The following is an 11295-nucleotide window of genomic DNA, read 5'->3' as shown; positions in this document are numbered from 1 at the left end:
GAGAACCCCGTGACCGCACTGACCCCGTCCTCCCGTCCCGTCCTCGCCGACGTCCTCCCGCTGCCCGTCGTCCGCACCCGGGGCGGCGCGGCCGTGCGCGAGATCGCCCTCGTGCTCGCCGGCACGATCGTGCTCAGCCTGGTCAGCCAGGTGTCGATCCCGCTCGGCTTCACGCCGGTGCCCCTCACGCTGGGCACCTTCGGGGCCCTGCTCGTGGGCGCGGCCCTCGGCCCCGCGCGCGGGCTCGCCTCGATCGGGCTGTACATGGTGCTCGCGGCCGTCGGCGCCCCGGTCCTGGCCGAGGGCGCCACGAGCGGCATCGCGACGGCGAGCTTCGGCTACGTGGTCGGCTACCTGCTCGCGGGCGTCGCCCTGGGATGGGCCGCCCGGCGCGGCGCCGACCGCTCCGTGCTGCGCACCGGCCTCGCGGCGTCGGTCGCGACCTCTCTCGTCTACGTCGCCGGCGTGCCGTGGCTCATGGTCGCCACCGGCGCGGACCTGCCGACCGCGATCGTGCTCGGCGTCGTCCCGTTCCTGATCGGGGACGTCATCAAGGCCGTCGCGGCGGCCCTCCTGCTGCCGGCGGCGTGGCGCGCGGTCGACGCCGTCCGCCGCGTCTGAGTCCGCTCCTCCCCGCTCCCCCGTCGCCGTCATGGCCCGCCGCGCTCCCCGCCGCGAGGTGACGCTCGCCCGTCCCCGGATGAGCGTGCTCGAGGTGCTGCGCCGCGTGCGCATGCGCCTGCTCGACATCCAGGTGTGGGACGTGGCGGGGACCATGACCTTCTACACCCTGCTGTCGGTGTTCCCGGCGGCCATCGCGATGGTCTCCCTCGTGAGCCTGATGGGCATCCAGCAGCAGACCGTCGACACGCTCGGGGACCTCGTCCACGAGATCTTCCCGTCGGTCGACCCCGAGCCGTACGAGCGGGTCATCCTGTCCATGGCCCGCACCGGCGGCGGCCTGACGGCCTTCCTGCTCGGTACGATCGGCGCCCTCATCTCGGCGTCCAACGGGGTGGCGGCCTTCCACCGCGCCCTGCACCGCGTGTACGACACGCGTGAGGGCCGCCCCTTCCTGTGGTTCCGCACGATCGTGTTCGGCGAGACCCTCGTCATCGTCTCGATGGTCGTGTTCGCGACCCTCGTGGTCACGATCGGGGGCGAGTGGTCCCAGCGGCTCGGCGCGTACGCCGGGATCCCGAGCGGCGCGTTCGCGGCATGGAACCTCGTCAAGTGGCCCGTGCTGCTCGTGCTGCTGATCCTGGGGGTCTCGCTCGCCTACTACCTGTTCCCCAACGTCAAGCTGCCGCGCTACCGGCCGATGACCCTCGGCTCGGTGCTGAGCGTGCTCGTCCTGTTCGGCTCGGCGCTCGTGGTCGGTCGCCTCGCCTCTCTCGCGACCCGCTTCTCCGAGGTGATCACGGCGCTCAACGGCCTGGTCGCGATCCTCCTGCTGCTGTGGCTGGCCAACATCGTGATCGTCGCGGGCGCCGCCCTCGACGCCGAGTTCCTGCGCGCCCGTCAGCTGGCCCTCGGGCTCGCGGCGTGGGACCGTATCGTACTGGAGCCGCACGCGAGCCACTCGCTCGAGTACCTGCAAACCACCGCGGAGGACTACGAGGAGCTCGCGCGCGAGGTCGTCGAGGCGGTCCGGACGGGCGAGCCCCTGCGGCGCCCCCGCTCCGTGTGGGTCGTGGACGCGTCCAGCCCCCTCGCCGTCAACCCCTCGGCGCGGTACTCGCGCGCGATCCGTGCCGCCGCCCGCCCCGATCCCGCCCCCGAAGAGGACTCATGACCATCCGGCCCATCACGATCATCGGCCACCGCGCCCTGGACCAGCGCGCGCGCAAGGTCCGGGAGATCACCCCCGAGCTGCACGCGCTCGTCGCCGACATGGTCGAGACGTGCGAGGCCGCCGACGGGGCGGGGCTCGCGGCCCCGCAGGTGGGGGCGCGCTGGCGCATCTTCGTGTACTCGTGCACCGACGCCGACGGGGTGCTGCGCACCGGGCACGTCATCAACCCCGTGCTCGAGCGCTTCGGGCCGCTCGAGCTCGACGACGAGACCCTCGAGGGCTGCCTGTCGGTGCCCGGGGAGGGCTTCCCGACCGCCCGCCATCGCGGGGCGCGCGTGACCGGCACCGACGTGGACGGGCGTCCCGTCGAGGTCGAGGACACGGGCGGCGTGCTCGCACGCTGCCTCCAGCACGAGGTGGACCATCTCGACGGCCGCCTCTACCTCGACCGCCTCTCCCCCGCGGCCCGCCGCGAGGCGCTCGACGCGGTGCGGCGCCGGGGATGGCGCGACCGCTCCCTCGTCTCGTGGGACCCGACCCGTCAAGCCGCCGACGAGGTGTGACGCCGGGGCGTCACCGCCTCATGCCGGGGGCGCCGGCGGCAGCTGGAGGCGCACGCTCGTGCCGCGTCACGGCTGCGAGCGCAGGGCCACCCGGCCGCCGTGGCGCTCGATCACGACCCGCACGAGGGAGAGGCCGAGGCCGCTGCCCTCGACGCGGCGGGCGTCCTGGGCGCGCCACAGCTCGTCCCAGACGAAGGGCTGATCCTCGACGCGGATGCCCCAGCCGGTGTCCGCGATCTCGAGGGTGACGAGGCCGTCGGAGTCGGTGCCCCGCACCTCGATGCGCGCCCCCTGATCGGAGTACTTCACGGCGTTGAGCACGACGTTGCGCACCGCGACCGCGAGCAGGTCGGCGTCCCCGAGCACGGCGGGCAGCGGCCACGGCACGGTCGGCAGCACGGTGCTGATCTCGCGCGCGAGGCCGCGGGCGGCGAGCTCGTCGCGCACCGCGGCGACCTCCTCGGCGACCACGGCGGCGAGGTCCACGCGCGCCTGTTCGACCGGCCGGGTCTCGAGCGCGGTGAGGGCGCGCAGCTCTCCCACGAGCGTCGCGAGCCGCGCGGCCTGGGCGGAGGCGATGCGGGCGTTCTCGGCGGGCAGCTCGGACCCGACGGCGAGCGCCGAGCGGATGGCCGTGACCGGGTTCTTGAGCTCGTGGTCGAGCCGGGCGAGGAAGCGGCGGTGCGCCTCGCGCTCCGCACGCACCGCGGCGTCCGTCGCGTCCCGGCGGCGCCGGCCGGCCCGGAGCCGGCGCGATCGGCGCCGTGAACGTGCTGCTCATGGCGGCCGCCTGCCGGATGATCCCGCCGGAGACGCTCGAGGCGGCCACGATCGACGGCGCGACGACCTTCCAGCGGCTGCGCCCCATCGTGTGGCCGAACGTGCGGGGCATGGTCTCGGTCGTGGCGCTGTTCGCCTTCATCGGCGCATGGGACGACTTCCTGTGGCCCCTCGTCGTGCTCTCGGACCCCGACAAGTACACGCTCACGGTGGGCATGCAGTACCTGAGCTCGAACTTCTCGGCCAATCCGCGAGTGATCGCGGCGGGCACGATGATCGCGCTGATCCCGATCATCATCCTGTTCGCGGCCCTGCAGAAGCACTTCTTCCGCGGGGTCGAGGAGGGCAGCGTCAAGGGCTGACCCCTCGCTCCCCCGTCGGCCCCCTCCGCGCGATCCGCGGAGGGGGCCGATCCGCATCCTCCCCACCTCCCCCCCCGATCGGAGACATCATGAGCACCCCTGCGTGGGCCGCCCTCCCCCAGCCCACCTCCCTCGAGATCACGGGCGGCCTCTGGCGCCCCCGCGCCGTCCGCGTCGAGACGGCGGGCCGGGCGCGCACGGACCCCGGCGCGCAGCGGGAGGCCGAGCGTCTCGCCGCCGAGCTCGACGCCCTGGGCATCCCGGTCGCGCCCGACGCGGCCACGTGCGTGACCCTGCGTCTGGGCGAGGGTGCCGGCGAGGGCTTCGAGCTCCGCGTCGAGGACGACGTCGAGGTCACGGCCGCCACTGCCGCCGGCCTGTTCCGCGCGACCCGGCAGCTCCTCCACAACCTGCGGGCCCACAACGCCGTGCCGCGGGCCGTCGTGCGCTCGCGGCCCGCGGTCGGCGAGCGCGGCCTGCACCTCGACGCGGCCCGCAAGCACGTCGACGCCGCCTGGATCGCCGAGCTCCTGCACGACCTCGCCGACGTCGGGATCGACACCTTCCAGTGGCACTTCTCGGAGAACGAGGGCTTCCGTCTCGAGTGCGCGACCTTCCCCGAGATCGTGTCGGCCGAGCGGGTGACGACCGCCGAGGCGCGGGAGCTGCTCGCCCTCGCGCGCGACCTGCACATCCGCGTGGTCCCGTCGCTCGACATGCCCGGCCATCTGCGCCACGCGCTCGCCGCGCACCCGGACCTCCGCCTCCCGCCGGCCGCGACCCCCGAGCTGCCCACCGAGCACGCGCTCGACATCACGAACCCCGAGGCCGTGCGCTTCGCCCTCGCCCTCGTCGACGAGTTCACGGAGCTGTTCTCCGCGAGCACGGTGTGGAACCTGGGCGGCGACGAGTTCGTCGACTTCGACCGGATGGACGACTACCCCGCCCTCGCCGAGGGCGCCGTCGCCGCGCACGGCGCCGGCGCGACCGGCTTCGACCTGCTCACCGCCTTCGTCGACACCGTCGCCGCCCGCGTGCGGGACGCGGGGTTCACGCCCCGCGTGTGGAACGACGGGATGCTGCGCGGCGCGGCCGTCCCGCTCGACGCCGACGTGCAGCTCGCATGGTGGACCAACTGGAACCGGTCGATGCGGCCGCTCACCGCCGCTCTCGAGGCCGGCCACGACGTCGTGAACCTGCACGACGGCCTGTTCTACTACGTGCTGGGCGAGAACGCGGGCTACCGCTATCCCACGAGCGAGCGGATCTGGGAGGCCGACTGGCATCCGGGGCTGTTTCCGTCCCTCCCGGACGGCACCCGCCAGGAGATCCCCTCCCCGTACCCGGAGCAGCTGCTCGGCGCCTCCTTCGCCGTCTGGGCCGACCGTCCGGACGCGCAGACCCCCGAGCAGATCGCCGAGGGGATCCGGCGTCCGCTGCGCGCCCTGGCCGAGCGCGCGAGGAACGGCGGCAGCCGTCTCTCGCACGACGAGTTCGCCGCGCTCGACGCCGCGATCGGCCGCGCCCGCTGACGGGCCCGTGCTCCGCGCGGCGGCGCACGTCACGTGACCGCGCGGTCGCCTGGGAGCGATCGCGGGGCGTGAGCGCGGCTAGCCTGGAGAGGTGAACGCCGCGCCCCCGCCCCGCCTGTCCCGCCGCCGCGCGCTCGGCGCCCTCTGCCTCGGGGCCGGCGCAGCCGGCGGACTCGCGGCCTGCGGCCCGTCGGACGAGGGGTTCGGCGACGCCGATCCCGTGCGGGCCACCGACGACGCCGTGCCGCTGTCCGCGCTGCCGGAGAACGCGACCACGCTCGTGAACTTCGGCGGCGAGCGGCCCTTCGTCGCCGTCGTCCGCGGCACCGGCACCGACGTCACGGCCTTCTCGGGCTACTGCACGCACCAGGGCTGCGCGGTCGCCAAGAAGGGCGACGAGCTCGACTGCCCGTGCCACGGCTCGCGCTTCGACGCCGCGACGGGCGACGTGCTCGAGGGACCGGCCTCCACCCCCCTGCCCGCCGTGCAGGTCGAGGTCGACGGGGACACGGTGCGCCGTGTCTGAGGACGAGCAGCCCCGGCCGCGTCGGGACGTCGTCTCCTTCGTGCGCCGCGGCTCGCGCCTGAGCCGCAGCCGCCAGGACGCGTGGGACCGCTCGCACGACCGGTGGGTCCTGGACGTCGCCCCCGGCGAGCGCGACACGCTGCCCGCCGACGACGCCCGGCTCGATCCTGTCGCCGTCTTCGGCCGTCGCGCGCCGCTCGTGGTCGAGATCGGCAGCGGCCAGGGCGAGAACATCGCCGCCGCCGCGGCCTCCCACCCCGAGCGCGACCACCTCGCCTTCGAGGTCTACGTGCCCGGGATCGCGCAGACCCTCGACCGGCTCGAGCGCGCGGGCTCGCCCGACAACGTGCGCCTGCTGCCGCTGGACGCCCTGCACTCCCTGCCGATCCTCATGCCGCCCGGCGCGATCGACGAGGTGTGGGTCTTCTTCCCCGATCCCTGGCACAAGTTCAAGCACCACAAGCGCCGTCTCCTCTCACCTCCCCTGCTCGACGTGCTCGCGTCCCTCGTCGCCCCCGGCGGGGCGCTGCGCGCGGCGACCGACTGGGCCGAGTACGCGGGGCACATGCGTCGCGTGCTCGACGCCGACGCGCGGTGGGCTACTCTGAGCGCCGACGGCCCGCGCCCCGCCGGGACCGCGTCGGACCCCCTGCCCGAGGACCTGCCCGTCACGGGCTGGGCGCCCCGCTTCGACGGGCGCGTGCTCACGAGCTTCGAGCGCAAGGCGCACGACGCGGGACGCCTCGTGTGGGACCTCGCGTACCGTCGCACCGAACGGACCGACCCCGAGGAGCACTGATGCGCCGATCCGAGCGTGACGCCCTCGACGATGCCGCGGACGGCGCGTCCGGCGCCGCGAGCGACGACATGCTCGACGACTTCGAGGAGAACCCGGAAGACGCCCGCCGGGACCGTCGTCGCGGCCGTCGCCGCATCCTCATCGTCCTCGGCAGCGTGGGCGTGCTCGTGCTCGTCGCCGCGCTCGTGGCGGGCGGCTACCTGTTCTCGCTGCAGCGCTCCTTCTACACCAAGTCCGTGCAGGTGGGGCTGCCCTCGAGCTCGCAGACCGAGGGCGCGGGCCAGAACTACCTGCTGCTCGGCTCGGACCGCCGCGACCCCGACTCCGCCGAGGGCCAGGAGGTCAAGGGGCAGCGCTCGGACGTGGTGATGCTCGTGCACGTGAGCGCCGACAAGAAGTCCGTCTACGTCACCTCCTTCCCCCGCGACCTCTACATCGACATCCCCGGCCACGGCAAGGGGCGCATCAACTCGGCCCTCGCGTACGGCGGCGTCCCGCTCACCGTCACCACGGTCGAGAACTACGTCGGGGTCAGGATCGACCACGTCGCGCTCATCGACTTCGACGGCGTGGAGGGGCTCGTCGACTCCCTCGGCGGGGTCGACGTGCGCGTGGACCAGTCCTTCGAGACCAGGAGCGGCAGCTACAGCTTCACCCAGGGCGTCCAGCACATGGACGGCGCAGAGGCGCTCGCGTTCGTGCGCGAGCGCAAGAACCTCCCCGACGGCGACTTCGGGCGCAACCGTCACCAGCGGGCGCTCGTCGCGGCTCTCGCCGACAAGGTCATCTCCGCCGACACCCTCTCGGACCCGATCAAGATCAAGGGCCTGGTCGACACGATCGCCCCGTACATGACGATCGACTCGGCGCTCACGCCGTCGGCCATCGTGGGCCTCGCCGCCGAGCTGCGCGACGTCCGCAACTCCGACATCTTCTACCTCGAGGTGCCGCACGGCGATCCCACCACGACGAGCGGAGGCGCGAGCGTGGTCGGGACCGACGAGGCCGCGATGGACGCGTTCCGGGCCGCGATCAGGGACGACGACATGCACGCGTACTACTCTGCTCACGCGGGCGGCAGCTGACCGCGCCGGGCCTCGGCCCGATCCCGCGACCGGACCCGCCCGGACCGACCGACCCCTTCAGGAGGACCGCATGGCCGCTTCGTCCCACTCGTCCAACCCGCTCGTGCGCCTAGCCGTGACCGGCGCCGGGCTCGCCGCGGCGTTCGTCGCCAACCAGGCTCTCCAGCGCGGCTGGAGCGCCCTGTTCGGCGAGGACGCTCCCACCGACAAGGTCTCCAAGCAGAGCGCCAAGGACGTCAAGGCCGAGCGGAAGCAGGCCAAGAAGGACGGCGCCTCGCGCGCCGAGATCGCGCAGATCACCGATCCGATGGACGAGATCCCGGTGTGGAAGATGGTGCTGTGGGCCGTCCTGTCCGGCGTCGCGATCCAGGGGCTGCGCATGCTCGCCGAGCGGGGGGCCGAGCGCGGCGCCCAGCACCTCGTCGAGCGCCGTCCGGATCCCAACCGCGGCTGACCGCGACAGACCGCGAGGGCCCGTGCCGCCGCCGGCGGCACGGGCCCTCGCGCGTCCGCGGGTCAGATGTCGTCGACGTCGGTCGCGCTCGACCGGGGGTCCACGGTGGTCCCGGTGACGAGGAAGCCGATCCGGCGCACGAGGGACACGGCGTGGTCGCCGAGCCGCTCGTAGAAGCGTCCGAGCAGCGTCAGGTCCGTGACCTGCGCCGTGGTGTACGCGGAGCCGTCGCGGTCGAGCCGCGCGTAGATGCGCTGCATGAGGTCGTCGATCTCGGCGTCGCGCTTCTCGACCTCGGCGGCGAGGGCGAGGTCCCGCTCCTCGATGACCCGCTGCGCGTCCCGGATGCCCGCGACCGTCAGCTCGGCCATCCTGCGGAAGTCCTCGCGATCGGCCTCGGGCAGCGCCGGCTCGGGGTGGCGGCGCCGGGCGATCAGGGCGATGTGCTCGCCGAGGTCGCCCATCCGCTCGAGCGTCGCGCTCATGCGCAGGGCCGAGACGAGCACGCGCAGGTCGGTCGCGACGGGCGACTGCCGCGCGAGCAGGTCCACGGCCCTCTCGTCGATGTCGACCTGCAGCTCGTCGATGTGCACGTCGGCCGCGATCACGCGCTCGGCGAGGGAGAGGTCGACCTCGAGCAGCGCGGCCGACGCGTCGGCCACGGCCGACTCGACGAGCGTGCACATCCGGGTCAGGTGCGCTCCGATGGTCTGCAGGTCGCTGTGGAATGCCTCGCGCATGGGTGCTCTCTCGCGTCGGTGGGGTGGCGTCCGCCAGGGAGCCTCCCACGGCCGCGTGAACGAGCGGGAGAGGCGGGGTGAACTCCTGAGGTCGAGTGCGTCGCGCCGGGCCCCGCGGTGGTCGGGCGGCCCCGTCGCGCCCTAGGCTGTGACGGTGCCCACCGCTGTCCTCCTGCTGCTGGCCGGCCTCATCGGTCTCGTGATCGGCGTGGCCGCCGCCGTCGCGCTCCAGCGCAGCGCACGCCGCAAGGGCAGCGTCGAGGAGCGTCCCGCGCCGCTCGTGCCGGCCGCGGCCGCCGAGGTCCTGTCGATCCTCACCTCCGCCTACGTCGTGCTCGACTCCGCCGGCGACGTCCTGCGCGCGAGCCCGCTGGCCTACTCCTATGGGCTCGTGCGCGCGACCGGGAGCGACTACCCCCGCCTGGCGAGCACGAAGCTCATGGAGCTCGCCGCCGACGTCGGCCGCAACGGCGGCTTCCGCGACGAGCGGATGACGCTCCCCCGCAGCCACCGCGGCGACGGCGACGCCGTGATGGACGTCCGCATGGGAGCGCTCGGCAGCCACGGCGTGCTGCTCCTGGCCGACGACCTGACCGGCGCCGAGCGCGTCGAGGAGACCCGCCGCGACTTCGTGGCCAACGTGTCCCACGAGCTCAAGACCCCCGTCGGCGCCATCACCCTGCTGGCCGAGACCATGGAGGACGCCGCCGACGACCCCGACGCGGTGCGACGCTTCGCCGAGCGCATGCAGACCGAGTCCCGCCGCCTGGCCAACCTGGTCCAGGAGATCATCGAGCTCTCCCGCGTGCAGGGCACCTCCTTCCTCCCGGACGCGAGCGCCGTCGACGTCGACGCGGTCGTGCGCGAGGCCGTCGCCGCCCATCGCAACGTCGCGCTGGGCTCGCACATCGAGGTCACGGTGGGCGGGACCACGGGTCTGCAGGTCTACGGCTCGGCCGCCCGGCTCACGACGGCCCTGTCCAACCTCATCGCCAATGCGATCATGTACTCCGAGCCCGACACCCGCATCAGCGTCTCCGTGCGCCGCGCAGGGGGCATGGTCGAGATGGTCGTGGCCGACGAGGGCATGGGCATCTCGTCCGAGGACCTCGGACGCATCTTCGAACGGTTCTACCGCGTGGACCGGGCCCGCTCGCGCGCCCGCGGCGGCACCGGCCTGGGCCTGGCCATCGTCAAGCACATCGCCTCGGACCACGGCGGCGAGGTCACGGCCTCCTCGCGGCTCGGCGAGGGCTCGACGTTCACCCTGCGCATCCCCGAGATGGGGCGCACCGAGACCATCCCGGCCTCCGCGGCGCCCCGCCACATCGCATTCGACCTGGAGGACTGAAGGACATGACCCGCATCCTGATCGTCGAGGACGAGGAGTCCTTCTCCGACCCGCTGTCCTACAGCCTGCGCAAGGAGGGCTACGAGGTGGCGGTGGCCGACACCGGCACGGACGGCCTGGCCCTCTTCTTTGCCCAGGGCGCGGACCTCGTGCTGCTCGACCTCATGCTGCCGGGCATGAGCGGCACCGAGGTGTGCCGGGAGATCCGCCGCACCTCGAGCGTGCCGGTCATCATGCTGACGGCCAAGGACGACGAGTTCGACAAGGTGCTCGGCCTCGAGCTCGGCGCCGACGACTACGTGACCAAGCCCTACTCCTCGCGCGAGCTGCTGGCCCGGATCAAGGCGGTCCTGCGCCGTCGCGGGCAGGACGCCGAGGGCGAGGACGAGGAGGCGACCCTCACGGGCGGCGGCATCACGATGGACGTGGACCGCCACGTGGTCACGGTCCGCGGCGAGGAGGTGCCCCTCCCGCTCAAGGAGTTCGAGCTGCTCGAGCTGCTCCTGCGCAACGTCGACCGGGTCCTCACGCGCTCGCAGCTGATCGACCGGGTGTGGGGCGCCAACTACGTGGGCGACACCAAGACCCTCGACGTGCACGTCAAGCGCCTGCGCGCCAAGATCGAGAGCGATCCCAAGAACCCGGTGCACCTCGTGACGGTGCGCGGGCTCGGCTACAAGTTCGAGGCCGGCGAGCGCTGAGCGCGCCGGGCCTCAGCCCTGCGAGGAGGAGGTCTCGTCGGCCGCGGCGGTCGCGGACTCGGTCGGCGCGACGGCGGGCGTCGTGGACTCCCCGCCCTGCTCGGCGGTGCGGTAGTAGGCCAGGGACTCGTCCAGGACCGGCAGCGAGACGGTGGTCGTCTCCTGGCCGGACGCGGTCACGGTCAGCTGCATGATGGAGCCGGCCGGCGCCTCGACGGCGGTCGCGGTGACGGACTGGTCGCCCTCGCCGCCGAGGGCGACGGTTCCGCCGGCCGGGACCTCGACGCTCGTCGAGAAGACCGTGGCGCCCTCGTACGCGCCCGACAGCTCGACGGTGCCGTCCTGGTCGGTGTTGTTGACCGCGGTCGCGTAGAGGGTGCCGTTGCCGGCGTCGTCGACCACGAGCACGGCGTTGCGCACGCCCAGCCCGGTCTCGTTCGCGTTGGTGCCGTCGGCCGCCTGGTAGAAGTCGTGCGTCTGCGTGTCGTTGAAGTACGCGCAGCCGGACGCGGTCAGCGCGAGGGCGACGGCGGCGACGGACAGGGCGAAACGGCGGGGGCGGCGCACGATCTTCACGGTCTCTCCTGGCAGGGAGCGCGGGGCTGCC

At 73.6% G+C, this 11295-nt stretch carries 14 protein-coding genes; 11 read left to right on the top strand and 3 right to left on the bottom strand.

What is annotated here, in order from left to right; genetic code table 11:
• Positions 1-9: 9 nt before the first annotated feature.
• The 3 genes from BRM3_RS07085 to def are packed head-to-tail and all read left to right on the top strand — an operon-like array spanning position 10 to position 2358.
• A complete protein-coding gene (locus BRM3_RS07085; protein ID WP_263595349.1) occupies positions 10-621 on the top strand; it encodes a biotin transporter BioY in 612 nt (203 codons plus the stop codon).
• Positions 622-652: 31 nt separating this feature from the next.
• Positions 653-1795: a YihY/virulence factor BrkB family protein gene (locus tag BRM3_RS07080; protein WP_263595348.1), complete on the top strand. Its 1143-nt coding sequence runs from the start codon at positions 653-655 to the stop codon at positions 1793-1795.
• A complete protein-coding gene (def, locus tag BRM3_RS07075) occupies positions 1792-2358 on the top strand; it encodes a peptide deformylase (protein ID WP_263595347.1) in 567 nt (188 codons plus the stop codon). Before BRM3_RS07080 ends, def begins: the two co-directional genes overlap by 4 nt.
• Positions 2359-2424: 66 nt before the next feature.
• Here def and BRM3_RS07070 read toward each other — a convergent pair whose 3' ends face one another.
• Positions 2425-3063 (bottom strand): sensor histidine kinase, encoded by a 639-nt coding sequence (locus BRM3_RS07070; protein ID WP_263595346.1) that lies wholly within the window; start codon positions 3061-3063, stop codon positions 2425-2427.
• A 59-nt stretch (positions 3064-3122) separates the two neighbouring features.
• Between BRM3_RS07070 and BRM3_RS07065 the strand changes: the two genes are divergently transcribed.
• From BRM3_RS07065 to BRM3_RS07040, 6 genes are all read left to right on the top strand, one after another.
• Positions 3123-3500: a carbohydrate ABC transporter permease gene (locus BRM3_RS07065; protein ID WP_318152453.1), complete on the top strand. Its 378-nt coding sequence runs from the start codon at positions 3123-3125 to the stop codon at positions 3498-3500.
• Positions 3501-3589: 89 nt separating this feature from the next.
• Positions 3590-5032: a family 20 glycosylhydrolase gene (locus tag BRM3_RS07060; protein WP_263595345.1), complete on the top strand. Its 1443-nt coding sequence runs from the start codon at positions 3590-3592 to the stop codon at positions 5030-5032.
• Between the two features lie 91 nt (positions 5033-5123).
• Positions 5124-5558 (top strand): QcrA and Rieske domain-containing protein, encoded by a 435-nt coding sequence (locus BRM3_RS07055; RefSeq protein ID WP_263595344.1) that lies wholly within the window; start codon positions 5124-5126, stop codon positions 5556-5558.
• Complete coding sequence (gene trmB, locus BRM3_RS07050; protein ID WP_263595343.1) at positions 5551-6357, top strand: tRNA (guanine(46)-N(7))-methyltransferase TrmB; 807 nt, start codon at positions 5551-5553, stop codon at positions 6355-6357. The genes BRM3_RS07055 and trmB overlap by 8 nt, the downstream gene beginning before the upstream one ends.
• On the top strand, positions 6357-7442 hold the full coding sequence (locus tag BRM3_RS07045) for an LCP family protein (RefSeq protein WP_263595342.1): 1086 nt from the start codon (positions 6357-6359) through the stop codon (positions 7440-7442). The genes trmB and BRM3_RS07045 overlap by 1 nt, the downstream gene beginning before the upstream one ends.
• A 70-nt stretch (positions 7443-7512) precedes the next feature.
• Positions 7513-7896 carry a DUF4235 domain-containing protein gene (locus tag BRM3_RS07040; RefSeq protein ID WP_263595341.1) on the top strand — a complete coding sequence of 128 codons (384 nt, stop codon included), beginning with the start codon at positions 7513-7515 and terminating at the stop codon, positions 7894-7896.
• 62 nt (positions 7897-7958) lie between these two features.
• Here BRM3_RS07040 and phoU read toward each other — a convergent pair whose 3' ends face one another.
• Complete coding sequence (gene phoU, locus BRM3_RS07035; protein WP_263595340.1) at positions 7959-8636, bottom strand: phosphate signaling complex protein PhoU; 678 nt, start codon at positions 8634-8636, stop codon at positions 7959-7961.
• A 154-nt stretch (positions 8637-8790) separates the two neighbouring features.
• On the opposite strand from phoU, the gene BRM3_RS07030 reads away from it, so the two are divergent.
• Both BRM3_RS07030 and BRM3_RS07025 read left to right on the top strand, forming a co-directional pair.
• The gene (locus BRM3_RS07030) at positions 8791-9987 is read left to right on the top strand and encodes a sensor histidine kinase (RefSeq protein ID WP_263595339.1); all 1197 of its coding nucleotides are present in this window, start codon (positions 8791-8793) and stop codon (positions 9985-9987) included.
• A gap of 5 nt (positions 9988-9992) precedes the next feature.
• Positions 9993-10688 carry a response regulator transcription factor gene (locus tag BRM3_RS07025; RefSeq protein ID WP_263595338.1) on the top strand — a complete coding sequence of 232 codons (696 nt, stop codon included), beginning with the start codon at positions 9993-9995 and terminating at the stop codon, positions 10686-10688.
• Between the two features lie 12 nt (positions 10689-10700).
• On the opposite strand, the gene BRM3_RS07020 is transcribed toward BRM3_RS07025, so the two are convergent.
• Complete coding sequence (locus tag BRM3_RS07020) at positions 10701-11264, bottom strand: hypothetical protein (RefSeq protein WP_263595337.1); 564 nt, start codon at positions 11262-11264, stop codon at positions 10701-10703.
• Positions 11265-11295: the final 31 nt, after the last annotated feature.

It is taken from the genome of Brachybacterium huguangmaarense (assembly GCF_025725725.1).
GTDB lineage: Bacteria > Actinomycetota > Actinomycetes > Actinomycetales > Dermabacteraceae > Brachybacterium > Brachybacterium huguangmaarense.
This window is presented reverse-complemented; position numbering and strand designations above follow the sequence as displayed.

Bases quoted from the DNA above. Each gene is read 5' to 3' on its own strand.
- phoU (WP_263595340.1), bottom strand. From the start codon at position 8,636: ATGCGCGAGGCATTCCACAGCGACCTGCAGACCATCGGAGCGCACCTG.
- BRM3_RS07025 (WP_263595338.1), top strand. From the start codon at position 9,993: ATGACCCGCATCCTGATCGTCGAGGACGAGGAGTCCTTCTCCGACCCG.
- BRM3_RS07060 (WP_263595345.1), top strand. From the start codon at position 3,590: ATGAGCACCCCTGCGTGGGCCGCCCTCCCCCAGCCCACCTCCCTCGAG.
- BRM3_RS07045 (WP_263595342.1), top strand. From the start codon at position 6,357: ATGCGCCGATCCGAGCGTGACGCCCTCGACGATGCCGCGGACGGCGCG.
- def (WP_263595347.1), top strand. From the start codon at position 1,792: ATGACCATCCGGCCCATCACGATCATCGGCCACCGCGCCCTGGACCAG.
- BRM3_RS07040 (WP_263595341.1), top strand. From the start codon at position 7,513: ATGGCCGCTTCGTCCCACTCGTCCAACCCGCTCGTGCGCCTAGCCGTG.
- BRM3_RS07080 (WP_263595348.1), top strand. From the start codon at position 653: ATGGCCCGCCGCGCTCCCCGCCGCGAGGTGACGCTCGCCCGTCCCCGG.